Below are 24,311 nucleotides of genomic sequence, written 5' to 3'. Positions count from 1 at the left end.
CGACGGCGGCCCCGTGATGGAGGTGAAGGAGTGGGACACGTTGCGTGATGAGTGGGTGGCCAAGCGCCATGACGCGATCGTCGTCCTCTTCGAGATCGACGAGTCTGGTGAGCGTTCGCTCCACCCCAAGGAGTCGATCCAGCGTCGCTGACGAGAACTGCGGAGATCGAGGGCGGGGACCAGAGGGTCCCCGCCCTCATCCGTGCTGCGGCGGGGGCCGCTCAGCCCGGGAACGCCGGCAGGGCCGCCTCCACGGTCCAGGCGTCGAACAGGGCGTCCACGGCCGCGGCGGTGACGCCTGCGGCCGGGGCCCACGAGTGCACGTGGGCCCGGAACATCGCGGTGTCCACGGTGCCGAAGCGGTGCTCGGCCACCCAGCCGCGCACCATGCGGCCGAATACGGCGTCCCCGAGCAGACGGCGCAGCGCCAGCACCGTCAGGGCGCCGCGCTTGTACACGCGGTCGTCGAACATGTCCTTCGGCCCCGGGTCGGTGAGCGCCACGTCCTGCGGCTGCTCGGCCAGGCCCTGCCAGGCGCGGCGGGCATGGGCCTGGACGGACTCGCGGCCGGAGGCCTCGGACCAGAGCCACTCGCTGTAGCAGGCGAAGCCCTCGTGCAGCCACAGGTCCGCCCAGTGGCCCAGGGTCACGGCATTGCCGAACCACTGGTGGGACAGCTCGTGGGCGATCAGCCGCTCGTCCTCCCACTGGCCCGTCAGGTGGTTGGTGCCGAACAGGGACAGGCCGGCGCACTCCAGGGGGATCTCGAGGTCATCGTCGGCCACCACGGCTGTGTAGGCGTCGAAGGGGTAGGGGCCGTAGGCCGCCTGGAACACCTCGGCCATGCGGTGCTGTGCGCCCAGCGCGGTGAGCGCACGCTGCTGCGTCTGCGGAGTCACGGCGAGGGTGATCGGCGGGCCGTCGCTGCGGCCGGGGAGCTCGATCAGCCGGTACCGGCCGATCTGCAGGGTGAGCAGGTACGGGGGGACGGGCTCGTCCAGGACCCAGCGCCAGGTGGTGCGGGAACCGGACTGCTTCACCGGGGTGCCGGTGCCGTTGGACACGGGCAGGTAGCCGGCGTCGCAGGTGACGGTGATGTCCGCGCTCATGCGGTTGTCCGGGGAGTCCACGCAGGGCATCCACGTGGAGGCGCCGTGCGGCTGGCCGGCCACGAGGACACCGTCGGTGAGCTCCTCCCAGCCGACGGTGCCCCAGGGGCTGCGCCGTGGCTTCGGGGTGCCGCGGTAGTCCAGGGTGAGCTCCAGTTCGGTCCCGGCGGGCAGGGACTCGCCGAGCTCCACCACCACACGGTGCGGGCGGCGACGTGGCTGGGACGCCTTGACCCGCGGCAGCGGCCGCCCGGCGGCCTGGGCCCTCACCTTCGTGACGGAGAGCCTGTGCAGGTCCAGCTCCACGCGAGCGGACTGGGCGAGCAGGCGGCCGTGCAGCACTGCGGTGCCGGCGATCCGGTTGGCGGCCAGGCGGACGTCCAGCTCGAGGCGGACGGCGTCCAGCGCCAGCACGTCCGAGCCGACTGCGGGCAGGTAGGGATCGGTGCTCATGAGGCCTTTCGGGGACGGGAGTCGGGGGAGCGCCATGCGGCACGCCAGGCGCGCGGGGCGGGGTCGGACCACGGGGAGACGGGGTTGCCGATCCACCAGGTGCCGGCGGGCAGCTCCTCGCCGCGCATGACCAGAGAACCGGCGCCCACGGTGGTGCCGGCGCCGAGGCGGGCGGCGGGCAGGACCACGGAGTTCGGGCCGAGGGTGGCGCCGGCGGCCAGATCCACCGCGTCGAGGGACATGACCCGGTCGTGGAAGAGGTGGGTCTGCACCACGCAGCCGCGGTTGACGGTGGCCCCGTCGCCGAGGGAGACCAGGTCCGCCTCGGGCAGCCAGTAGGACTCGACCCAGCAGCCGTGGCCGATCCGTGCGCCCATGGCACGCAGGAACCAGACCATGGCGGGTGTTCCGGCGGCGGCGCGCGCGAACCAGGGGGCGGCGAGGTACTCGGTGAAGGTGTCCGCCACCTCGTTGCGCCAGATGAACGGGGACCACAGCGGATGCTCACCGGCGTCGATGCGGCCGACGAACACCTTCTTCGCCAGGACGGTGAGCGTGGCGGCCACCGCGCCGGCGGCCAGCAGGACGAGGCCGCCGGCCACGGCGGTGAGCCCCCAGGAGACGGTGGCCAGCAGCGCCAGGGCACCGCCGACGAGCAGGTGGAGCGCGGCGTGCAGCCAGACCGGGATCGCGCGCAGCAGCTCCCAGCAGGTGCGGGCGCGGCGCAGGGCGGCCGGCGGGTCGTAGGTGAGGGAGGTGTCCGCCTGCACTTCGGTGCGTCGCAGGCGGACCGGCGGGGAGCCCATCCAGGAGGTGCCCGCCTTGGTCTTGGTGGGAGTCGTGGACAGCACGGCGACGAGGGAGTCGCGCCGCAGGGTGCGGCCGGCCGGGACCATGCCGGAGTTGCCCACGAACGAGCGCTTGCCCACCTTGGCGCGAGCCACGTGCATCCAGCCGTCCTGCAGCTCGTAGGAGGAGACCATGGTGTCGTCGGCGAGGAAGGCGCCGTCGCCCACTCGGGTCATCGACGGCAGCAGCACCACGGTGGAGGCCTCGACGTCCCGGCCGACCTCCGCGCCGAGCCAGCGCAGCCAGGTGGGTGTGAACCGGGAGGCATAGATCGGGAAGAGCTGGTCACGGGCGGCGTCGAGCAGGCGCTCGGTGGCCCAGATCTGCCAGCCCACCCGGGACCGGGCCGGATGGTAGCCCTCGGTGATGCCGATCGACAGCAGCCGGGTGGTGACCAGGACGAGCAGCATGTGCACCCCGAACCAGACGGCCGCCAGCAGCGGGCTGACGGCCAGCAGCCGGCCCAGGACCACGACGACGGACCCGGCCGGGCCCAGGTCCGTCACCTCGGTGCCCCACCAGGTCAGGGACCACAGGCCGAGCGCGCCGGCCACGGCCGCCGCAATGAGCGGCAGGGCGGCGAGCACGGAGGAGGCCAGGGTGGAGAGGAGGCGGTAGCCCGTGGCGCGCGGCGGGGCCACGTTGGGTCCGGTGTCCTTGACCTTGCCGACGCGGACGGCGGGGGAGCCGGCGTGGATGCGGTGGCCCCGCAGCCGCCCGACCACCGTGGAGCCGGGCTCGACGTGGGCGCCCTCGCCCACGGAGGAGCCGGGCATCAGGGTGGAGCGGGCGCCGACGACGGCGCCCGCCCCGACCTTGACGGTGCCGATGTGCACGCGGTCGCCGTCCACCCAGTAGCCGGAGAGGTCGACTTCCGGCTCGATGGAGGCGCCCTCGCCGATCTCGAGCAGCCCGGTCACAGGCGGCAGGGAGTGCAGGTCCACGTCCTTGCCGATCCGGGCGCCGAGCACGCGGGCGAAGGCAGGCACCCAGACGGCGCCGGCCAGGGAGTAGGGGTCCACGAGGTCCACCACGTGCTGGGCGAGCCAGAGGCGCAGGTGGACGCGGCCGCCGCGGGGATGCACGCCGGGCTTCACCCCGGCCAGCAGCAGCCGGCAGGCCAGCGCGGCCAGGGCCATGCGTCCCGGCGGGGAGACCACGGCGAGCCAGGCGACGGCGAGCAGCCACCAGTCCACGGTGGGCACGGCGGGAGCCAGCCCCGTGGCGGCCAGGACGTTGAGGACCAGGGCGGTCCACACGGCGGCGCGCAGGGCAGGGAGGATGAACACGGGCACGCCCACGAGGGTCTGTGCCCACTGGGCCTTCTTCCGGGTGCGGGCCACGTGCCGGTCCTCGACCGGGACGGCCGCGGCGGCGCCGGCGAGGGACTCGACCAGGTCGCCGATCCGGGGGGTGGCGTAGATGTCCTGGACGGTCACCTGCGGATAGCGGGAACGCAGGCGGGCCACCAGCTGTGCGGCGGCCAGGGAGCCGCCCCCGGCCGCGAAGAAGTCGGTCTTGGGACCGCGGGGCGCGGCGCCGAGGACGTCGGCCCACTGGCGCTCGATCCAGCCGGCGTCCGTGGACTCGTCGATCGGCGGGGCGTCCTCGTCCGGCTGGGCGCCGGGCAGCGGCCAGGGCAGGGCATTGCGGTCGACCTTGCCGGAGGTCTTCGTCGGGAGGGTGTCCGTGACGGCCAGCCGGGGGACCAGGGCGGCCGGCAGCTCTTCTGCCAAGAGCTGCCGGGCGGCCTCGAGGTCCAGGTCCTCCGGGGCGCCGGACGGCACGAGGTAGCCCACCAGGATCTGGTGACCTGCCGGGGTGGTCTGCACGGCGGCGGCGCCGCCCTGGACGCCGGGCAGGGCCTGCAGCGCCGCGTCGACCTCGCCGAGCTCGATGCGTCGGCCGCCGAGCTTCACCTGATCGTCTGCGCGGCCCACGAAGAGCAGGCCGGCAGGGTCGAAGACCACGAGGTCGCCGGAGCGGTAGGCGCGCTCCCAGCCGAGGGTGTCCATGGGCGCGTACTTCTCCGCGTCCTTGGCCGGGTCCAGGTAGCGGGCCAGGCCGACGCCGCCGATGATCAGCTCACCGGTCTCGCCGTCGGCCACGGGGATCCCGGTGGCGGGGTCCACGACGGCCAGGTCCCAGCCGTCCAGCGGCAGGCCGATGCGCACCGGCCCTTCGCCGGTCATCTCGGCGGCGCAGGCCACCACGGTCGCCTCGGTGGGGCCGTAGGTGTTCCACACCTGGCGTCCCTGCTCGGTCAGGCGGGCGGCGAGTTCGGGCGGGCACGCCTCCCCGCCGAAGATCAGCAGGCGCACATTCTCCAGGGCCTCGGAGGGCCACATGGCCGCCAGGGTCGGCACGGTGGAGACCGCGGTGATGCGGCGCTCGGCGAGCCAGGGGCCGAGGTCCATGCCGGAGCGCACGAGTGCGCGTGGAGCAGGGACGAGGCAGGCGCCATGGCGCCAGGCGAGCCACATCTCCTCGCAGGAGGCGTCGAAGGCCACGGACAGTCCCGCCAGCACGCGGTCGCCGGGGCCGAGCGGATCGTCCGCCAGAAAGATCCGCGCCTCCGCGTCCACGAACGCGGCGGCGTTGCGGTGGGTGACGGCCACACCCTTGGGGGTGCCGGTCGATCCGGAGGTGAAGATGATCCACGCGTCGTCGTCGGGCAGGGGGTGTCGGGCCTGTCGGGGCGGAGCCGTCGCCGTGGTCTGCCCGTCCGCACCGACGGCGGTGACGGGCTCGGCGTCCGCGGCGGCGTCCGTGCCGCGCTCCAGGGTGTGTTCGTCGGTGAGGACACCGGTCACCTTCGCCTCGGCGAAGACGAGGCGGGCACGCTCGTCCGGGTCGTCCGCGTCCACCGGGACGTAGGCGCAGCCGGCGGCGAGCACGCCGAGGATCGCCACGTAGAGGTCGACCGTCCCGGAGGGGATCCGCACGCCGATGCGCTCGCCGGCGCCGATGCCGGCGGCCGTCAGGCGGGCGGCGCATGCCTCGGCGCGCTCGATAAGGTCGGTGTACTCGAGGATCTGGGTGCCGTCGTCGAGGGCCGGGGCGTTCGGATGCTCTGCGGCGGTGGCGGTCAGGACGTCCCACAGGGTCCGCGGCGCGGGCGCACGGTCCCCTCCGGGCAGCTGGGCGCGGTGAGGTGCGGTCACCATTCCTCCGGGTGGTATGAGGGCCTCGAAGACGAGGGCACGAGCACAGGGCGTCGGTGCCTCGCCTGTCGCATTGTAGTGGCGGGGCCGGCCCCGACCGACAGGCTCCCCGGCGGGCGGAGGGCCTGTCAGTCCAGGGTGAGCAGCACCTTGCCGGTGGTCTGCCGCCCCTCGAGTGCCGTGTGCGCGGCCGCGGCGTCGGAGAGGGCGAAGCGCTCGCCGATCCGCAGGGTCAGCGATCCGTCCGCCACGGCCTCCGCCAGCTCCTGGGCACGCCAGTGCGTCTCTTGCGGGGTGCGAGTGTAGTGCACCAGGGACGGGCGCGTGACGAACAGGCCGCCGGCGCCGTTGAGGCGCTGCAGGTCGAACGGCGGGACCTGGCCCGACGCGCCGCCGAAGAGCACGAGCATGCCGCGCACCCGAAGGCACGCCAGGGAGTCCTCGAAGGTCGCCTTCCCCACACCGTCGTACACGACGTCGGCGCCCTCGTCTCCGGTGAGCTCCTCCACCGCGGCCTGCACGTCCGGGTAGTCGACCGACACGGTCGCCCCTGCCTGCAGGGACAGCTCCCGCTTGGCCTCGGTGGACGCCGTGGTGACCACGCGCGCCCCACGGGCGCGGCACAGCTGGGTCAGCAGCAGGCCGACGCCGCCGGCGCCGGCGGTGACCACGACGGTCTGGCCGGCCTGGACCGGGAACGTGGAGCGGGACAGGTAGTGGGCCGTCAGGCCCTGCAGCGGCAGAGCAGCGGCCTCGGCGAGGTCGAGCGAGCCGGGGGCCGGCAGAAGCTGCTCGGCGGGGGCGAGGAAGTGCTCGGCGTAGGTGCCCACGCCGGCGGCGGTCATCACCCGGTCGCCCACGGCGACGGAGTCCACGTCGGCCCCGACGGCGACGACCGTCCCTGAGCCCTCCGTGCCCGGCACGAAGGGCATGTCCACCGGGTAGACCCCGGAGCGCTGGTAGGTCTCGATGAAGTTCAGGCCTGCGGCGGCGGTGCGGACCAGCGCCTGCCCCGGACCGGGGGCGGGAACGGGCGCCTCGGTCCACTGCAGGACCTCGGGGCCGCCGGTCTGCTCGGCGACGATCGCGCGGTGGGTCTGTGGGACGTCGAAGGAGGCATCGGCGCCGGGCGAGACGGGCTGGGTCTGGGTGGCATCCATGCCGCCCAGCGTAGTGATCCGGCGTGGCCCGAACCATGACGGAATACATATTCGACACAGTGCATATCTGGTCTAGGATGGGTCCATGAGCATCACCGTCGCCGTCTCCGGAGCCAGCGGCTATGCCGGAGGCGAAGCCCTGCGCCTGCTGAGCGGCCACCCCGAGGTCGAGATCGGGGCCGTCACCGCCCACTCCCAGGCGGGAGAGCGTCTCGGCGTCCTCCAGCCACACCTGCACACCCTGGCCGACCGCGTCCTCGAGCCCACGACGGCGGACGTCCTCGCCGGGCACGACGTCGTCTTCCTCGCCCTGCCGCACGGCGCCAGCGGACCGATCGCCGCGGAGCTGGCCGAGCGCTCGCCGGACACCGTGGTGATCGACGCCGGCGCGGACCACCGTCTCGAGTCGGCCGCCACCTGGGCGCAGTACTACGGCACGGAGCACGCCGGAACCTGGCCCTACGGGCTGCCCGAGCTGCCCGGACAGCGCGGGCGGCTGGCCGGGGCCAGGCGCATCGCCGTGCCGGGCTGCTATCCCACCGCCACGCTCCTCGCCCTCACCCCGGGCTTCGGCGCCGGGCTCCTTCAGCCGCGGGACGTCGTCATCGTGGCCGCCTCCGGCACCTCCGGCGCGGGCAAGGCGCTCAAGCCCCACCTGCTCGGCTCCGAGGTCATGGGCTCCATGAGTCCCTACGGGGTGGGCGGCGGCCACCGCCACACGCCCGAGATCGAACAGGGCCTCGCCTGGGCTGCGGGGGAGGACGTCCAGGTCTCCTTCACCCCGACTCTGGCACCCATGCCCCGCGGCATCCTGGCCACGGCCACCGCCCGCCTGACCGACGACGCCGACCCCGCCGCCGTGCGTGCGGCCTGGGAGACGGCCTACGCGGACGAGCCGTTCGTGCGCCTGCTGCCCGAGGGGCAGTGGCCGACCACCGCGGCGGTGATCGCCTCCAACCATGTCCAGGTGCAGCTCGCCGTGGACGAGCGCGCCGGCCGCGTCGTGGTGGTCAGCGCGATCGACAATCTCTGCAAGGGCACCGCCGGCGGCGCCGTCCAGTCCATGAACATCGCCCTGGGCCTGCCGGAGCAGGCCGGGCTCGAGAGCCAGGGGGTCGCACCGTGAGCGTCACCGCAGCAGCAGGGTTCCGGGCGGTCGGGACCACCGCCGGACTGAAGCCGTCCGGGAAGCCGGACGTGGCCGTCGTCGTCAACGACGGGCCGAAGCACGAGGCGGCGGCCGTGTTCACCACCAACCGCGTGGCCGCAGCCCCGGTCCTCTGGTCCCGTCAGGCCGTCACGGACGGCCGAGCTTATGCCGTGGTGCTCAACTCCGGCGGCGCGAACGCGGCGACCGGCCAGCAGGGCTTCCGGGACGCCCACCGCACCGCCGAGCACGCGGCCGCTGCCCTCGGCTGCTCGTCCGGCGACGTCCTGGTCTGCTCCACCGGCCTCATCGGCGAGCCGCTGGACATGGAGAGGCTGCTCCCGGGCGTCGACACCGCCGTGCAGGGGCTCGGCACGGAGGGAGGCCCTGCCGCGGCCGAGGCCATCATGACCACGGACACCCGCGCCAAACAGTCCCGCGTGGACGGGACCGGCTACACGGTGGGCGGCATGGCCAAGGGCGCCGGCATGCTCGCCCCGGGCATGGCCACGATGCTCGCCGTCGTCACCACCGACGCCGACCTGCCCGCCTCCGCCCTGCAGCTCGCCCTCGACCGTGCCGTGGCCGCGACCTTCAACCGCGCCGACTCCGACGGCTGCATGTCCACCAACGACACGGTGATCCTCTTGGCCTCCGGCGCCTCAGGCGTGGCCCCGGACCCGGACGAGTTCGGCGCCGCCGTCACCCGCGTCTGTGCGGATCTCGCCCGCCAGATGGTCGGGGATGCCGAGGGCGCCGAGCACGACATCGCCGTCCGCGTGGTGAACGCCGAGACGGAGGAGGCCGCCGAGGCCGTGGCCCGTGCCGTCGCCCGCTCCAACCTGTTCAAGACCGCGGTCTTCGGCCAGGACCCGAACTGGGGCCGCGTGATCTCCGCGGTGGGCACCGTGCCGGAGTATGTGGCCGCGTTCGACGCGACCGCCCTGGACGTGTCCTTCAACGGGGTCCAGGTCTGCCGTGCCTCCGGCGTGGGGGAGGACCGCTCCCTCGTGGACCTGTCCGCACGCGAGGTGCGCGTGGAGATCGACCTGCACGCAGGCGACGCCGAGGCCACGATCTGGACCAACGACCTCACCCACGACTACGTCCACGAGAACTCCGCCTACTCCACCTGAAGCCGCGGACGGCAGGGCCGGTGCGCAGGACACCCCGGCCCGCCGCGACCGTCCCCCGGACCCACTCCACGGAAGGCCCCCACGCCATGATCGAGAACCCGTCGACCGCCGCCACCCCGGTGCTCTCCGCCGCGGACCGCCTCGAGCGCGCCGGGTCCAAGGCGGAGGTCCTCATCGAGGCCCTGCCGTGGATCCAGCGGTTCGCCGGCACCACGATGGTCATCAAGTACGGCGGCAACGCCATGGTCTCCGAGGAGCTGCGCCGCGCCTTCGCCGAGGACATCGTCTTCCTGCTGCACGTGGGTGTGCGCCCCGTGGTGGTGCACGGCGGCGGCCCGCAGATCAACACCATGCTGGACCGGCTCGGGATCGAGTCCGAGTTCCGCGGCGGCCTGCGCGTGACCACGCCGGAGGCGATGGACGTGGTGCGCATGGTGCTCACCGGTCAGGTCGGCCGCGAGCTCGTCGGCCTGATCAACTCCCACGGCCCCTACGCGATCGGCTCCTCCGGCGAGGACGGCGCCCTGTTCCAAGCACGCCGCACCGGCACCGTGGTGGACGGCGAGCCTGTGGACCTCGGACTGGTCGGGGAGGTCATCGGCGTGAATCCGGAGGCCATCCGGGACGTGATCGAGGCCGGCCGCATCCCCGTGGTGTCCTCCGTGGCCCCCGAGGTGGACGACCACGGCGACCTCACCGGCCACGTGCTCAACGTCAACGCGGACACCGCCGCCGGAGCGCTCGCCGCCTCGATCGGTGCCCGCAAACTCGTGCTCCTCACCGACGTCGAGGGCGTCTACGCGGACTGGCCGGACCGCGACTCGCTCATCAGCTCCCTCACCGCCTCTCAGCTGCGGGAGCTGCTCCCGTCCCTGTCCTCCGGCATGATCCCGAAGATGGCGGCCTGCCTGGAGGCGATCGACGCCGGCGTGCCGCGCGCCCACGTGGTGGACGGGCGACGACCGCACTCGATGCTGCTGGAGGTCTTCACCTCCGCAGGCGTCGGCACCCAGGTGGTCCCCGATGCCCGTTGACACCGCCTGCGCATCCCTTCGGAAGGAGACCGCCATGACCGCCGATGCCGCACACGGCACCCTGCTCGACCGCTACAGCCACGCCCTCACCGGACTGTTCGGCCCGCCCCAGCGGGCCCTCGTCTCCGGCTCGGGCGTCCGCGTGGTGGACGAGGACGGCCGCGAGTACGTGGACCTGCTCGCCGGGATCGCGGTGAACTCCCTCGGCCACGCCCACCCGCGCCTCGTGGCGGCCGTGTCCGAGCAGGCCGGACGCCTCATGCACGTCTCCAACCTCTTCACCTCGGAGCCCCAGGTCGGCCTGGCCGAGGACCTCCTGCGCCTGTCCGGGGCGCCGGCGGGCTCCTCGGTGTTCTTCGCCAACTCCGGGTCGGAGGCGAACGAGGCGGCCTTCAAGCTGGCCCGCCGGCACGGAGGCGAGGACCCCTCCGGGCTGCGCACCCGCGTCATCGCCCTGGAGGGGGCCTTCCACGGCCGCACGATGGGTGCCCTCGCGCTCACGTCGAAGGAGGCCTACCGTGCCCCCTTCGAGCCGCTGCCCGGAGGGGTGGAGCGGATCCCCGGCGGAGACCTGGACGCCCTGCAGGCCGCGCTCGCCCCGGACGCCGAGGGGCGCACCGTGGCCGCCGTCCTCCTGGAGCCCGTGCAGGGCGAGGGCGGCGTCCATGGCTGGCCCGCCGGCTACCTGGCGGGCGTCCGCGCCGCGACGCGGGAGGCCGGGGCGCTGATGATCCTGGACGAGGTGCAGTCCGGCATCGGCCGCACCGGCAGCTGGTTCGCGTTCCAGGACCCCGCGGTGACCGGGGGAGACCCTGTGGTGCCGGATGCGTTCACCCTGGCCAAGGGGCTGGGCGGAGGCGTCCCGATCGGTGCGCTCGTCTCCGTGGGGTCGGAGGTCTCGGCGCTGCTGCGCCCGGGGCAGCACGGCACCACGTTCGGCGGCAACCCGCTGGCCGCGGCCGCCGCCCGCGCCGTCCTCGCCACGATCGAGGAGGAGGCCTTGCTGGAGAACGTCCGTCGCGTGGGCGCCGCGCTCGGCGACGGTCTGCGCGCGGTGGATTCGGTGACCGAGGTCCGCCAGTATGGCCTCTGGCTCGGCGTGGACCTCGCCGCGGACGCAGTGCGTCCGCTTCCCGACGCCGGCCCCGCGCCGGCCGTCGTCCGCGCCGCCCTGGAGGGCGGCTGGATCGTCAACGCCACGGGTCCGCGCACCCTGCGCCTGGCCCCGCCCCTGATCCTGGACGAGGCCGACGCGCGCGACTTCGTCGCCGCCCTGCCCACGATCCTGTCCGCCGCCGGACAGCCGACCGAGAACCGAGGAGCATCGTTGTGACCGACACCGCCGTGCGCCACTTCCTGGTGGACACCGACCTGTCCCCGTCCGAGCAGGCCGAGGTCCTGGACCTGGCCTCCGAGATGAAAGCGGACCGCTTCTCCCGCCGCCCGCTGGCCGGCCCGCGCACGGGGCTGGTGATCTTCGACAAGACGTCCACGCGCACGCGTATCTCCTTCGCCGCCGGCATCGCCGAGCTCGGCGGCCAGCCGCTGATCATCAACCCGGGGGAGTCGCAGCTGGGCCACAAGGAGTCCGTGGGGGACTCGGCACGGGTGATGGGACGCATGGCCTCGGTGATCGTCTGGCGCACCTATGCGCAGACTGGCCTGGAGGAGATGGCCGAGCACGCGGGGGTCCCCGTGATCAATGCGCTCTCGGACGACTACCACCCGTGCCAGCTGCTCGCGGACCTGCTGACCGTTCGCGAGCACAAGGGCCGCACCGCGGGACTGACCCTGACCTACGTCGGCGACGCGGCGAACAACATGGGCCACTCGTACCTGCTGGCGGGCGTCACCGCCGGCATGCACGTCCGCGTGGCCGGGCCCGAGGGGTGCCTGCCGGCTCCGCATGTGGTGGCCTCCGCCGAGGAGCGCGCCGCGGAGACCGGAGGCTCCGTCCTGGTCACCACCGACCCGGCCCAGGCGCTGGACGGGGCCGACGTGGTGGTCACGGACACCTGGGTGTCGATGGGACAGGAGGACGAGGCACACGAGCGCAAGGAGCTCTTCCGGGACTACACGGTGGACGCCGCCGCCATGGGGCGCGCCGCTGAGGACGCGATCTTCCTGCACTGCCTGCCGGCCTACCGGGGCATGGAAGTCACCGCGGACGTCATCGACGGTCCGCAGTCCGTGGTGTGGGACGAGGCCGAGAACCGGCTGCATGCCCAGAAGGCCCTGATGGCCTGGCTGCTCGAGAAGTCCGGCCAGGCCGCGCCGCCCGCCGAGGAGGTGCGCTGACATGGCGACCCCCACCACGAAGACTGCGCGGCAGGCGGCCATCCGGGACGTGCTGCAGACCCAGCAGATCCGGTCCCAGTCCGCCCTGTCCGAGGCCCTCGCCGACCGGGGACTCTCGGTCACGCAGGGCACGCTCTCCCGTGACCTCGTGGACCTGGGCGCGGTGCGTGTGCGCGATGCCGAGGGGATGGTCTACGCCGTCCCGGCGGAGGGCGAGGACGGCTTCCCGGCCCGCAGCGGGGAGGCCCAGGCCGCCCGTCTGAGTTCGATGAGCCGCGAGCTGCTCATCTCCGCGGAGCCGACCGAGAACCTGGTGGTGCTGCGTACGCCGCCGGGCGCCGCCCAGTACATGGCCAGTGTCATCGACCAGGCCCGGGTGGAGCACGTGCTGGGGACGATCGCCGGAGACGACACCATCCTGCTCATCGCGGACAGTACCGAGCACGCCCCGGGGGTGGCCGCCCAGCTGCTCGGCCTCGCCGGCTGAGGCAGACCGCGGCGGGATCCGCTTCCCGGCGACGTGTGAGGGGTCCGACACACACCGGTGCTCGGCCGCTCGCACGTCCGGTGGGCCGGGGTCTGAGTCCTCAGAGCCCGGGGCGCTGGTAGATCTGGTCCTCCGGCGGTGCCTCTGTGGGCGGGACCTCGTTCCAGTCGCGGAAGTCGATGGTGCCGGCCGGGCCGTCCTTGCTGTCGCTCTCGCCGTCCACCTCGAGACGCACCAGCTCGTCGTCCTGGTTGATGTAGAGCGAGACGTGGCCGTCGCCGGCGTCCACGTCGGAGTACTTGAACACCCGCTCGCCGTCGAGGCGGAGCGTCTCGGCCTGCGGCTCCTGGCCGTCGAATGCGTCGGCGTCCGGGAGAGCGGAGACGAAGCCCTCGTAGAAGGTGGACATCGAGAACGCGCCGTCCCGTCCGGAGGGGACAGAGATCCAGAGTCCCGGGTCCACGTCCTTGAAGGTCTCGCCGCCCTTGGCGGAGACGAACTTCTCGTCCGGACGGATGAAGGTCGTGTCGTCGGCGGCGATCACCTCGACCGTGCCCTTCTCCTCGATCAGGCGGCCTGCGTAGGAGGAGTCGTCCAGGGCGCCCGCGAGCTCGACGTCGATGGTGCCCTCGCCCTGACGGACGTCGCCGCTGACCCGCACCGAGGTGGCCTCGTCGACCGAGGCGCGGACGGACGGCCACACCTGTGCCAGCGGTGGGGGTTCCGGCACGCAGCCGGTCAGCGCGGAACCGCTGACCACGGCCAGGCCGGCCAGCAGTGCCGCATGGTGACGGACGGGGCGGAGTGCTGCGGCGGGGGCGACGGTCGTCGATGCGGGCATGGCGGTCCCTCCTGCAGGTGAGCTCTCTGTCGTTCAGCGTACGCGGTGTCCCCCCGCGCCTGCCGGGACGGCACGCGCACGGGCGGTCTGCGGGACGCCGCCCCGGGCCGACGACGGTCTGGTGAGGGGTGGTGCAGGTCCGGACGAGGCCCTGGCCGCAGATGTGTGAAGGGCCCCGTCGCGCTCGGCGACGGGGCCCTTCAGCGGGACCGTGGATCAGCCACGCGGCAGGGTGAACTCCTGGCCGACGTAGATCAGGTTCGGGTCCTCGATGACGGAGGAGTTGGCCTCGTAGATGGCCTCCCAGCCGCCCTCGATGCGGTGCTTGTTGGCCAGCGAGAACAGGCTGTCGCCGGCCTCGACGACCACGGTCTCCTGCTGGGCGGCCTGGCGGCGGGCCTCGGCACGCTCGGCGGCGGCCTTCTCCGCAGCCGCGGAACGCTCGGCGGCGGCCTGGCGGTCGGCCACGGCCTTCTCGGCGGCTGCCTTCTCAGCAGCGGCCTGGCGGTCGGCCTCAGCCTTCTCGGCGGCGGCCTGGCGCTGGGCCTCGGCGCGCTCGGCGGCTGCCTTCTCGGCGGCGGCCTGGCGGTCGGCCACGGCCTTCTCGGCGGCTGCCTTCTCGGCGGCTGCCTTCTCGGCAGCGGCCTGGCGCTGGGCCTCGGCGCGCTCGGCGGCAGCCTTCTCAGCAGCGGCCTGGCGCTGAGCCTCGGCACGCTCGGCGGCGGCCTGGCGCTGGGCCTCGGCCTTCTCGGCGGCGGCCTGGCGCTGAGCCTCGGCGCGGTCGGCGGCGGAGGTGTCCACGGCGGAGGTGCGCTCGACCGGGGTGGCGGAGGAGCCGGCCGCGTCGGCGGCGGTCAGGCCCAGCTTCTTGGAGCAGGACGGCCAGGCCTTCCAGCCCTGCAGCGCCAGGACCTTCTCGGCGCGCTTGATCTGCTCGGCCTTGGAGGCCTGGTGCGGGTAGCCCTTGCCGCCCACGGCGTGCCAGCTCGAGAGCTTGAACTGCACGCCGCCGTAGAAGCCGTTGCCGGTGTTGATGGACCAGTTGCCACCGGACTCGCAGTGGGCCAGGCGGTCCCAGGTGGCCTCAGAAGCGGCCTGGGCCGGAGCGGCGATCGCGATGGCGGCGGCGCCGGCGACGGTGAGGCCGGCGGTGACGGTGGCGGTAGTGCGCTTGGCAGAGGATGCAATGAGGTTCATGGCGTTGAGAGGGTCGGGTTGCCGCTTCTCGCCTGCGAGACAGTGCGTGCTCAGGCAATGGGCCGTCCACCCTGGTTCGGGGCAAGACTCCTGCCAGGGTAGGACGGCCCGCAGCGGGCGCCTGGCAGAAGAGGTTGATCCGTGCGGCCCCGTCCGGCGCGTGGTGCGTCGGTCACGGTTAGGTCACGGATCGGCTACGGGAGAGTCAACGCCCTGCGGTGGGTGCGCGTCAAGTCCGTGGGAGGAAATGGGGAGAACTTCCACTTCTGGTGGACAGTATGTCTGCAACGCGCGGTTGAGGCCTGTTGGGCGTAGACAGTCTGTCAGCAGTGGCAGTTGTGCAGTGCAGGATGTCCATGGTCGGGATGTGGCACCGCAGACACCGGAAAGGTCACGGCGTTCCGATCGGCGCCGCGGCGTGCGGTGCGTCGGCGTCGCCGCCGCTGCTCTGGCGCACGGCGCCGCCCGTGCTGTCACCCGCCCCCACGCCCCCTGGCGTCGCCCCCGGGGGGTCATCCCGGTATTCCATGCGTTGCATAACTATGCCTTCACGGGCTAGGCTCGCCGGTGGCAGGTCGCTCTGTGCGACCAGGCCTCCGCCGAGGCCGCGCCACCGCAGACAATCACGTGAGGAGCACGTCAGTGAAGGAACGCATCGTCCTCGCCTATTCGGGCGGTCTGGACACGTCCGTCGCCATCGGCTGGATCGCCGAGGCCACCGGCGCCGAGGTCGTGGCCGTGGCCGTCGACGTGGGTCAGGGCGGCGAGTCCCTCGAGACCGTCCGCCAGCGCGCCCTGGACTGCGGCGCCGTCGAGGCCTACGTGGCCGATGCCCGTGACGAGTTCGCGGAGCAGTACTGCATGCCGACGCTCAAGGCCAACGGCCTCTACATGGACGCCTACCCGCTGGTGTCGGCCATCTCCCGTCCGGTGATCTCCCGCCATCTCGTGGCGGCCGCCCGCCAGTTCGGCGCCTCCACCGTGGCCCACGGCTGCACCGGCAAGGGCAACGACCAGGTGCGCTTCGAGGTCTCCATCCAGACCCTCGGCCCGGACCTGAAGTGCATCGCCCCGGTCCGCGACCTGGCACTGACCCGTGACAAGGCGATCGACTACGCCGAGCGCAACGAGCTGCCGATCGTGACCACCAAGAAGAACCCGTTCTCGATCGACCAGAACGTCTGGGGTCGTGCCGTGGAGACCGGCTTCCTGGAGGACATCTGGAACGGTCCGACCAAGGACGTCTACGACTACACGGACGATCCGGCGTTCTCGCCGGCGCCGGACGTCGTGACCATCACCTTCGAGCAGGGCGTCCCGACCGCCCTCGACGGCCGTTCGCTGACGCCGCTCGAGGTCATCGAGGAGCTCAACCGCCGTGCCGGCGCCCAGGGTGTGGGCCGCATCGACATCGTGGAGGACCGCCTCGTGGGCATCAAGTCCCGCGAGATCTATGAGGCCCCGGGCGCGATGGCCCTCATCGCCGCGCACAAGGAGCTGGAGAACGTCACCCTCGAGCGTGAGCAGGCCCGCTTCAAGCGCCTGGTCTCCGACCGCTGGACCGAGCTGGTCTACGACGGCCAGTGGTACTCGCCGCTGAAGCAGAACCTGGACGCCTTCATCGACGCGACCCAGGAGCATGTCAACGGCGACATCCGGCTCGAGCTCCACGGCGGCCGCGCCACCGTCCAGGGCCGCCGCTCCGAGACCGGCCTGTACGACTTCAACCTCGCCACCTACGACGAGGGCGACGCGTTCGACCAGTCCTCCGCCCGCGGCTTCATCGACATCTACGGCCTGTCCGCCAAGACCGCCTCCGAGCGCGACCAGCGCCTGGGCGGCACCGCCGACCTGACGGACGTCGCGCGCCTCAGCAACGACTGACCCGGTCGACCGGCGACGAGGCGGCCCCGGCGCATCCCGCAGCCGGGGCCGCCTCGTCTGTCCCGCCGTCCGTCCCTTCCCACAGCACCATCGACGTCGACTCCCACCCGTCAGGAGGGCCCCATGACCACCCCAGCCGATTCCGCCCGCCACGGCACCAACGAGGGCGCCCTGTGGGGCGGCCGCTTCTCCGGCGGCCCCGCCGATGCCCTCGCCGCCCTGAGCAAGTCCACCGACTTCGACTGGCGCCTGGCCCGCTACGACATCGCCGGCTCCCGTGCCCACGCCCGCGTGCTGCGCACCGCCGGACTGCTGACGGCCGAGGAGCTGGACGGCATGTTGGCGGCCCTGGACCGCCTGGAAGAAGACGTCGTCTCCGGCGCCTACACCGCAGCGGAGTCCGATGAGGACGTGCACGGCTCCCTCGAGCGTGGCCTCATCGAGCGCGCCGGTCCGGAGCTCGGCGGCAAGCTGCGCGCCGGCCGCTCACGCAATGACCAGATCGCCACGATGGGTCGGATGTACCTGAGGGACCACGCCCGACTGGTCGCGCGCGGCGTCCTCGCCACGATCGACGCGTTGATCGCCCAGGCCGAGGCCCACCCCTACGCGCCGATGCCGGGCCGCACCCACCTGCAGCACGCCCAGCCGGTGCTGTTGTCCCACCACCTGCTGGCCCATGCCTGGCCGCTGCTGCGGGATGTCCAGCGCCTGGCGGACTTCGATCGCCGCGCCGCCGTCTCCCCGTACGGATCCGGCGCCCTCGCAGGCTCCTCGCTCGGCCTGGATCCGGAGGCCGTGGCCGCGGAGCTGGGCTTCGACTCTGCCGTGTGGAACTCCATCGACGGCACCGCCGCGCGCGATGTCTACGCGGAGTTCGCCTGGGTCGCCTCGATGATCGGCGTGGACCTGTCCCGCGTGTCCGAGGAGGTCATCTTCTGGGCCACCAAGGAGGCCGGTTTCGTGACCCTGGACGACGCCTTCTCCACCGGGTCGTCGATCATGCCCCAGAAGAAGAACCCGGACGTCGCCGAGCTCGCGCGCGGCAAATCCGGCCGGCTCATCGGCGATCTCGCCGGCCTCCTCGCGACCCTCAAGGGTCTGCCGCTGGCCTACAACCGGGACCTTCAGGAGGACAAGGAGCCGGTCTTCGACGCCGCCGACACCCTCGAGCTGCTGCTGCCGGCCGTCTCCGGCATGATCGCCACTCTGACGTTCCACACCGAGCGCATGGCGGAGCTGGCCCCGCAGGGCTTCGCACTCGCCACGGACATCGCCGAATGGCTCGTCCGCCAGGGCGTCCCGTTCCGTGTGGCCCACGAGCTTTCCGGCGAATGCGTCCAGGCGGCGGAGAAGCGCGGTGTGGAGCTGTGGGACCTCACCGACGAGGAGTTCGCCTCCGTCTCCGAGCACCTGACTCCGCAGGTCCGTCAGGTGCTCTCCACCGAGGGCTCGCTGTCCTCCCGCGACGCCCAGGGCGGAACGGCGCCCTCCGCCGTCGCCGCCCAGATCGCGGCGCTCAAGGAGGCCGTGGACGAGGTCCGCCCCTTCGCCGACTCCGCCGGCTCGGTGGTCGGCGCCGCCTGAGCGGCGCATCCCCGGCACGACGACGGACGGTCGTCTTCCACGGAAGGCGACCGTCCGTCGTCGTTCCTGCGGGTCTTCCGGCCCGCGGGCGGGGCCGGTGTCGCAGCGCTGGCGGTCAGCCGTGGCGGGCCTTCAGCCGCGGGTTCTTCTTGTTGATCACGAAGGTGCGGCCGCGGCGTCGGACCACCTGGGATCCGGGCTGGTTCTTCAGGGCGCGCAGGGAGTTGCGGACCTTCATGGGGTGCCTCCTGGGGGCTCGTGGTCGCGGTTCGGTCAGACGTCCCGAGCGGGACTCGGACAGATTAGCGCAAATGAGAACGGTTAGCATAAAGTCGTCCGCGTCCTGTCCCCGAACCGGTCCCGTCCCGCCCGACGACGGTCCGGACGCGGCAGTCCGATCGACCAGAAGGAGACCCTCCGTGTCCCAGCCCCCGTTCCCGTCCCGCCCCCGGAGCGGCGGTCGACCGTTGCGGGCCGACGTCGTGGTGGTGGCCGGCGTGCACGCCGCACAGCGCCATGCGCAGGCGGCACGGCTGGCCGCCGATGCTGGGGCAACACTCGTCGCCGCAGTCGCCTGGGGCGAAGACGGCCTCGTCCCGGAGGCGGTGCTGCGGACCGGCGGGCCGGTGGTGCTCGAGGTGCCGGCGCAGGTGCCGGTGACCCATGTGATCGGCGAGCTGGCGGACGAGCCGGAGCGGGTGCGCGTCACCGCCGTGGTGGCGGTCGCCTGCCTGCACACCCTCCACGAGGACCTCGCCGACGGGGCCGGCCACGGCCGGGCCCTCGTCGACTGCCTGGAGGCGGCCACGCACCACGCCCTCGTGGGCGCGTCCGAGCCGGACCGTGCCACAGGTCCCGCGGCGACGCCCGGTGCAGACCGGACGGTCCACGGGGTGCTCCGGGCGGACGGGGAGGCCGAGACCGCCGCCCGGCGCCTGCTCGCGGTGCTGCGCCCGGACGCGCTGCCGGTGGTCGGCGGTCGCGCCGATGCAGGTCCACTGGGCACGGCCGGCACGGACGCCGCCGGCGGGATCGGCCCCGAGCTGGACTGCGCCGGCTGGCTCCAGGTGGTCAACGGCGAGTGGCCCACGGACCGGGTGGTGCCCGGCGTCGGCGTGGCCCGCTACGAGCGTCACCGTCCCTTCCACCGCGGCCGCCTGGAGGAGCTCGCCGATCGCTGGGCGCTCGAGGCGGCCGCCCGGGGCGCGGGCGGGGCCGCGGCGGGCCTGCGGATCTCGGGCCTGTGCCGCCTGGGCGACCTGCCGGAGTGGACCTTCCGCTGGGACCAGGTCGGCACGGACCTCGAGCTGCATCCGCTGGCGCCGGACGACGCGGTGCTCGGTGCCGACCCGGGGGACGACCTCGAACCCGAGCTGCTGTGCGTGGGACCCGAGCTCGCGCTGTTCGGCTGGGGAGCCCATGCGGACCTGTCCCGGATCGTGGCGGACCTGGACGCCGCCCTGCTCACGGACGCCGAGTTCGCCGCCGGTCCGGACGCCTGGGGCTGACCCGGCGCCGCAGGTCACCTTCCGTTCACACGCGCACCTATAGGATGGATGGTCACGTTCCGCGCCGGAGACCGCTCCGGCCCGAGACCAGGGAGCACCGCATGGGGGACACCGTGACCGTCCGCGAGGCCGAGCTCGCCCTCGAGCGAGAGCGCGTCGCCGTCCGCTACGCCCGCCTCGACGCGCTGCGCGCCGAGAAGCAGGAGCAGCTCGCCGGCGTCCGGCGTTCCGGGCTCCAGGGATCGGTGCAGAACCACTCCGAACGGGACGCATTCGCCGCTCTGTACGAGGACCGTCTGGCCCAGCTCGAGGCCGTCGAGGACCGCCTCGTCTTCGGACGGCTGGATCTGGACGCGGAGCACGAGGCAGACACGCCCGGCCCGCGCTACATCGGCCGCATCGGCCTGACCGACGAGGAGCACGAGCGGCTGCTCCTGGACTGGCGGGCGCAGGAGGCCGGCGCCTTCTACCAGGCCACCCCGTTGCAGCGGCAGGGCGTGCGCCGCCGCCGCCACCTGATGCTGCGCGGACGCACCGTCCGGGACATCGAGGACGAGGTGCTGGATCCCGAACTCGCCTCCGCCGGTACGAACGAGATCGCAGTGGGCGGCCAGGGGGCGCTGCTCGCGGCCGTGACGGCGCGGCGCACCGGACGCATGCATGACATCGTCGCCACCATCCAGTCCGAGCAGGACGAGCTGATCCGCCGTCCGCTTCCCGGGGCCGTGGTGGTGCAGGGTGGGCCGGGCACCGGCAAGACCGCGGTGGCGCTGCATCGCGCCGCCTACCTGCTCTACACCCATCGGGAACGTCTCGCGAAGGCCGGCGTCCTGCTCGTCGGGCCGTCGGTCGGCTTCCTCCGCTACATCGAGCGCGTGCTGCCCTCGCTGGGCGAGACGGGTGTGGTGATGGCCTCGCTGGGCACGCTGTATCCCGGTGTGGCGGCCGTCCCGGAGACCGATCCCCGCGTGGCCGTCCTCAAGGGGCGCATCGAGGCCGCCGAGATGGTGCAGGCGGCTGTGGCCCGCCGGCAGAGGCTGATCCCTGCCCGCCGCACCGTGGCGGTGGACGGCACGGCGCTCACCCTGTCCCCGGGCATGGTCCGCCGCGCCTGCGAGCGTGCCCGGGCCACCCGCAAACCGCACAACGAGGCGCGCGAGACCTTCGTCAAGATCCTGGTCCGAGAGCTGGCGGACCAGCTGCGCGAGAAGCTGGAGCACTCGGCCGGCGCCACCGTGAACCGGGACTACCTGCTGGAGGATGTGCGGACCTCCCGCGATGTGCGCATCGCCCTGAACCTGTGCTGGATGCCCATGACCCCGCAGCGGCTGCTCGCCGAGGTCTTCTCCACGCCGGAGACGCTCCGGGCCTGCGCCCCGTGGCTGGGCGACGACGAGGCCCGGCTGCTGCTCCGCGCCCCGGACGCCCCGTGGACCGAGGCGGACGTGCCGCTGCTGGACGAAGCGGCCGAGCTGCTGGGCGCCATGCCCTCAGGCGCACCGGCGGAGGACGGAGAGGCCCAGCATCGCCGCAACGTGGAGAACGCGAAGGCCACCCTCGAGAACGTCCACCAGACGCTCGCGGACCTGGGCGTCGACGGCGTCGTCGACGCGGAGACGCTCGCCCGGGCCAACGAGCGGGGCACCGTCCGTCGCACCACTGCCGAGCAGGCCCGCCATGACCGCACCTGGACCTACGGCCACGTGGTGGTGGACGAGGCACAGGAGCTGAGCCCCATGCAGTGGCGTCTGCTGGCCCGCCGCTGCCCGATGAAGTCCTTCACCATCGTGGGGGACATCGCGCAGGCCTCGGCCCCGGGCGCCCCGCGGACATGGCGGCAGGCCCTCGGCGACTCGTTCGACGAGCGCCTGGTGGTCGAGGAGCTCTCGGTCAACTACCGGACCCCGTCGCGCATCGTCCGCTGGGCCGCGGGCGTCGCCCGGGCCGCGGGGGTGAAGGTCACGGCACCGGAGGCCGTGCGCGAGGGCGACCACGAGCCGACGCTCACCGTCGTGCCCGCCGGAGAACTGCAGCAGGCGGTGCTCGCACGGCTGGCCGAACTCCGCGACCTCGTCCCGGAGGGCCTCAGTGCGCTCGTGGTGCCCGAGGAGCTCGTCGCCCCGCTGTCCGCGGCGATGCAGCAGCAGGGACTCACCGTGGACCGAGTCCCGGCACCGGGTGTTGACGTTGTGGTCGCCACGGCGCGGGAGACGAAGGGCCTCGAGTTCGACGTCGTGGTGCTCGCTTCTCCGGAACGACTGGTGGCGGACGCCCACGGGGTGGTCGGAGACCTCTACGTCGCCATGACCCGCTGCACCCAGGCCCTGGCTGTGGTCACCGACGCCCCCGAGGCTGACCTGCCGGGGGGACTGGTGCGCTGACGGACACCGGTGGGCGGTCGTCGTCGAGATGTTCGGACTGCGACATCCGGCGGCGCGCCGACGGCGGCAGCGACCGCCGCTGGGTACGCTGAAGTCCGTGAGCGCAGAGACCCAGAACACCGAGAAGCGCCTGAGCGCGCAGTCCAACGACTCCAGCTTCGAGAACATCTGGCAGGAGCTGAAGTGGCGTGGCCTGGTCCACGTCTCCACCGACGAGGCCTCCCTGGAGCAGGCCCTCGTCGAGGGCTCGGTGAGCTACTACTGCGGCTTCGACCCGACCGCCCCGTCTCTGCACCTGGGCCACCTCGTGCAGCTGCTGCTGATGCGTCGCCTGCAGCTGGCCGGCCATCGGCCCTACGCGCTGGTGGGCGGTGCGACCGGTCTGATCGGCGACCCGCGTCAGACCTCCGAGCGTGTTCTGAACACCCGTGAGGTCGTGGCCGAGTGGGTGGACTCCCTGCGCGAGCAGATCCGCCCGTACCTGTCCTTCGAAGGTGAGAACGCGGCCACCATGGTGAACAACCTGGACTGGACCGCGCAGATGTCCGCCCTGGACTTCCTGCGCGAGGTCGGAAAGAACTTCCGCGTGGGCACCATGGTCAAGAAGGAGATCGTGGCCAAGCGCCTGCACTCGGACGAGGGGATCTCCTACACGGAATTCTCCTACCAGGTGCTGCAGGGCAACGACTACCTTGAGCTGTTCCGCCGCCACGGCATCACCCTGCAGTCCGGCGGTTCGGACCAATGGGGCAACCTGACCTCCGGCACGGAGCTGATCCGCAAGGTGGAGGGAGAGCACGTGCACGCCCTGGGCACCCCGTTGATCACCAACGCGGACGGAACCAAGTTCGGCAAGTCCGAGGGCAACGCCGTGTGGCTCGACGCCTCGATGTGCTCTCCGTACGCCTTCTACCAGTTCTGGCTCAACACGGCCGACGCGGACGTGGTGGACCGCCTCAAGGTCTTCACGTTCCTGACCCGTGCACAGATCGAGGAGTATGCGCAGAAGGTGGCGGACGAGCCGTTCCGACGTGAGGCGCAGAAGCGCCTGGCCTGGGAGGTCACCACGCTGGCCCACGGTGAGGCGGCGACCCAGGCCGTGATCGACGCGTCCGCCGCGGTGTTCGGAGGCGGAGACCTGTCCGCGGTGGAGCCGGAGACCTTGGAGTCGGTGTTGTCCGAGCTTGACCACCAGGCGGACACCTCGGTCTGGTCCCGAAGGGAAGACGGCCGCGTCTCCATCATCGATCTGCTGGTCTCCTCCGGCCTGGCCTCTTCGAACTCCGAGGCACGACGCATCATCAAGGACGGCGGAGCGTCCGTGAACAACGTCAAGGTGACGGATATGGAGCAGACGTTCGGCTCCGGCGACGCCCTCGCCGGCCGTTGGCTGCTCATCCGCCGGGGGAAGAAGAACATGGCTGCCGCAGACCTGTCCCTCTGACACGTCCGGGGAGCCGGCAGAGGACCGCTGCCCTGTCCCTCTGACACGTCCGCGGAGCCGGCAGAGGACCGCTGCCGATCGCTCCCGCCCTGTCCCGACGACGGCGTACGCCCGGAAGTGGTCGAGGTCACCTGGAACGGTGGCCCGCAATGGGATGAGAGCGCTGGCTCGGAAGGCCTCGTTCTCCGCAGGATTCCGCGGAGAACGAGGCCTTCGGCATGTGTGGACACCCCGATTTTGCGTGTGGGTGGTGATGTGTGTAGAGTTCTTTCTCGTGCTGAGGCGCGGAACGGATCAGTTCGCAGCGTCGGAGTGAGTACCACGGTTTCCGTAGAAAACACGAGAAACAAGCGGTTGTTGGCCGTGTTCACGTCAGCATCCCGGTCATTTCCTTGGGGAAGTGAAGGGGTATTCTTGAAGAGTTGATCGACTGGTGTGTCAGTGCGGTTCGTGTCTGGGGTCGTGGAGGCTTTCTGGTGCGTGCCGGCTGGTGTGAGTCCTGGAGGATCCGGTTGGCAGTGTTGCTGCCAGCGGTTGGGTTTGACAGGGACCGGGTTGGTGGTGGTAAGGTTGGTCCTTGTCTGCCACGGTCGGATGGTGAATGACTTGAGAACATCAAGTTGACACTCTCT

The 24,311-nt window shown here is 72.4% G+C and carries 17 protein-coding genes; 11 read left to right on the top strand and 6 right to left on the bottom strand.

Going from position 1 to position 24,311, the window contains the following annotated elements; translation table 11 throughout:
- Window positions 1-221: 221 nt before the first annotated feature.
- From MLY01S_RS08780 to MLY01S_RS08770, 3 genes are all read right to left on the bottom strand, one after another.
- On the bottom strand, window positions 222-1,562 hold the full coding sequence (locus tag MLY01S_RS08780) for a M1 family metallopeptidase (RefSeq protein WP_067191258.1): 1,341 nt from the start codon (window positions 1,560-1,562) through the stop codon (window positions 222-224).
- Entirely contained in the window at window positions 1,559-5,578 is a 4,020-nt protein-coding gene (locus MLY01S_RS08775; protein ID WP_067191256.1) for a Pls/PosA family non-ribosomal peptide synthetase, read from the bottom strand. The genes MLY01S_RS08780 and MLY01S_RS08775 overlap by 4 nt, the downstream gene beginning before the upstream one ends.
- Before the next feature lie 125 nt (window positions 5,579-5,703).
- Window positions 5,704-6,735, bottom strand: a complete 1,032-nt coding sequence (locus MLY01S_RS08770) for a quinone oxidoreductase family protein (protein ID WP_082740008.1) — start codon at window positions 6,733-6,735, stop codon at window positions 5,704-5,706.
- A gap of 85 nt (window positions 6,736-6,820) precedes the next feature.
- On the opposite strand from MLY01S_RS08770, the gene argC reads away from it, so the two are divergent.
- From argC to argR, 6 genes are all read left to right on the top strand, one after another.
- Complete coding sequence (gene argC / locus MLY01S_RS08765) at window positions 6,821-7,861, top strand: N-acetyl-gamma-glutamyl-phosphate reductase (RefSeq protein ID WP_067191254.1); 1,041 nt, start codon at window positions 6,821-6,823, stop codon at window positions 7,859-7,861.
- Window positions 7,858-9,018 carry a bifunctional glutamate N-acetyltransferase/amino-acid acetyltransferase ArgJ gene (gene argJ / locus MLY01S_RS08760; protein ID WP_067191252.1) on the top strand — a complete coding sequence of 387 codons (1,161 nt, stop codon included), beginning with the start codon at window positions 7,858-7,860 and terminating at the stop codon, window positions 9,016-9,018. The genes argC and argJ overlap by 4 nt, the downstream gene beginning before the upstream one ends.
- Window positions 9,019-9,104: 86 nt before the next feature.
- On the top strand, window positions 9,105-10,052 hold the full coding sequence (gene argB, locus MLY01S_RS08755; protein ID WP_082740006.1) for an acetylglutamate kinase: 948 nt from the start codon (window positions 9,105-9,107) through the stop codon (window positions 10,050-10,052).
- Between the two features lie 34 nt (window positions 10,053-10,086).
- On the top strand, window positions 10,087-11,385 hold the full coding sequence (locus tag MLY01S_RS08750; RefSeq protein ID WP_067191250.1) for an acetylornithine transaminase: 1,299 nt from the start codon (window positions 10,087-10,089) through the stop codon (window positions 11,383-11,385).
- Window positions 11,382-12,350 carry an ornithine carbamoyltransferase gene (gene argF / locus MLY01S_RS08745; protein WP_067191248.1) on the top strand — a complete coding sequence of 323 codons (969 nt, stop codon included), beginning with the start codon at window positions 11,382-11,384 and terminating at the stop codon, window positions 12,348-12,350. Before MLY01S_RS08750 ends, argF begins: the two co-directional genes overlap by 4 nt.
- 1 nt (window position 12,351) lies before the next feature.
- Entirely contained in the window at window positions 12,352-12,837 is a 486-nt protein-coding gene (argR, locus tag MLY01S_RS08740) for an arginine repressor (RefSeq protein ID WP_067191246.1), read from the top strand.
- A gap of 100 nt (window positions 12,838-12,937) precedes the next feature.
- Here the strand turns inward: argR and MLY01S_RS08735 are convergent, their stop codons facing one another.
- Both MLY01S_RS08735 and rpf read right to left on the bottom strand, forming a co-directional pair.
- Complete coding sequence (locus MLY01S_RS08735) at window positions 12,938-13,678, bottom strand: hypothetical protein (RefSeq protein ID WP_067191244.1); 741 nt, start codon at window positions 13,676-13,678, stop codon at window positions 12,938-12,940.
- 216 nt (window positions 13,679-13,894) lie between these two features.
- Complete coding sequence (gene rpf / locus MLY01S_RS13075; RefSeq protein ID WP_067191242.1) at window positions 13,895-14,875, bottom strand: resuscitation-promoting factor Rpf; 981 nt, start codon at window positions 14,873-14,875, stop codon at window positions 13,895-13,897.
- Window positions 14,876-15,517: 642 nt separating this feature from the next.
- Between rpf and MLY01S_RS08725 the strand changes: the two genes are divergently transcribed.
- Together MLY01S_RS08725 and argH are read left to right on the top strand one after the other, a co-directional pair.
- Window positions 15,518-16,759 carry an argininosuccinate synthase gene (locus tag MLY01S_RS08725; RefSeq protein WP_067191240.1) on the top strand — a complete coding sequence of 414 codons (1,242 nt, stop codon included), beginning with the start codon at window positions 15,518-15,520 and terminating at the stop codon, window positions 16,757-16,759.
- 123 nt (window positions 16,760-16,882) lie between these two features.
- Window positions 16,883-18,346, top strand: coding sequence for an argininosuccinate lyase (gene argH / locus MLY01S_RS08720; RefSeq protein WP_067191238.1), 1,464 nt, complete (start codon window positions 16,883-16,885; stop codon window positions 18,344-18,346).
- 115 nt (window positions 18,347-18,461) lie between these two features.
- Here the strand turns inward: argH and ykgO are convergent, their stop codons facing one another.
- Window positions 18,462-18,584, bottom strand: a complete 123-nt coding sequence (gene ykgO, locus MLY01S_RS08715; RefSeq protein WP_067191236.1) for a type B 50S ribosomal protein L36 — start codon at window positions 18,582-18,584, stop codon at window positions 18,462-18,464.
- Window positions 18,585-18,765: 181 nt separating this feature from the next.
- Between ykgO and MLY01S_RS08710 the strand changes: the two genes are divergently transcribed.
- The 3 genes from MLY01S_RS08710 to tyrS all read left to right on the top strand — a co-directional run bounded on the left by MLY01S_RS08710 (window position 18,766) and on the right by tyrS (window position 23,679).
- A complete protein-coding gene (locus MLY01S_RS08710; RefSeq protein WP_067191234.1) occupies window positions 18,766-19,854 on the top strand; it encodes a GTP-binding protein in 1,089 nt (362 codons plus the stop codon).
- Between the two features lie 101 nt (window positions 19,855-19,955).
- Complete coding sequence (locus tag MLY01S_RS08705; protein ID WP_067191232.1) at window positions 19,956-22,235, top strand: HelD family protein; 2,280 nt, start codon at window positions 19,956-19,958, stop codon at window positions 22,233-22,235.
- 97 nt (window positions 22,236-22,332) lie between these two features.
- Entirely contained in the window at window positions 22,333-23,679 is a 1,347-nt protein-coding gene (gene tyrS / locus MLY01S_RS08700) for a tyrosine--tRNA ligase (protein WP_067191230.1), read from the top strand.
- Window positions 23,680-24,311: the final 632 nt, after the last annotated feature.

It is taken from the genome of Micrococcus lylae NBRC 15355 (assembly GCF_001570885.1).
Taxonomy (GTDB): Bacteria; Actinomycetota; Actinomycetes; order Actinomycetales; family Micrococcaceae; genus Micrococcus; species Micrococcus lylae.
This window is presented reverse-complemented; position numbering and strand designations above follow the sequence as displayed.

Bases quoted from the DNA above. Each gene is read 5' to 3' on its own strand.
- ykgO (WP_067191236.1), bottom strand. From the start codon at position 18,584: ATGAAGGTCCGCAACTCCCTGCGCGCCCTGAAGAACCAGCCCGGATCC.
- rpf (WP_067191242.1), bottom strand. From the start codon at position 14,875: ATGAACCTCATTGCATCCTCTGCCAAGCGCACTACCGCCACCGTCACC.
- MLY01S_RS08735 (WP_067191244.1), bottom strand. From the start codon at position 13,678: ATGCCCGCATCGACGACCGTCGCCCCCGCCGCAGCACTCCGCCCCGTC.
- MLY01S_RS08770 (WP_082740008.1), bottom strand. From the start codon at position 6,735: ATGGATGCCACCCAGACCCAGCCCGTCTCGCCCGGCGCCGATGCCTCC.
- MLY01S_RS08775 (WP_067191256.1), bottom strand. From the start codon at position 5,578: ATGGTGACCGCACCTCACCGCGCCCAGCTGCCCGGAGGGGACCGTGCG.
- argH (WP_067191238.1), top strand. From the start codon at position 16,883: ATGACCACCCCAGCCGATTCCGCCCGCCACGGCACCAACGAGGGCGCC.
- argR (WP_067191246.1), top strand. From the start codon at position 12,352: ATGGCGACCCCCACCACGAAGACTGCGCGGCAGGCGGCCATCCGGGAC.
- MLY01S_RS08705 (WP_067191232.1), top strand. From the start codon at position 19,956: ATGGGGGACACCGTGACCGTCCGCGAGGCCGAGCTCGCCCTCGAGCGA.
- MLY01S_RS08780 (WP_067191258.1), bottom strand. From the start codon at position 1,562: ATGAGCACCGATCCCTACCTGCCCGCAGTCGGCTCGGACGTGCTGGCG.
- MLY01S_RS08750 (WP_067191250.1), top strand. From the start codon at position 10,087: ATGACCGCCGATGCCGCACACGGCACCCTGCTCGACCGCTACAGCCAC.
- argB (WP_082740006.1), top strand. From the start codon at position 9,105: ATGATCGAGAACCCGTCGACCGCCGCCACCCCGGTGCTCTCCGCCGCG.
- argC (WP_067191254.1), top strand. From the start codon at position 6,821: ATGAGCATCACCGTCGCCGTCTCCGGAGCCAGCGGCTATGCCGGAGGC.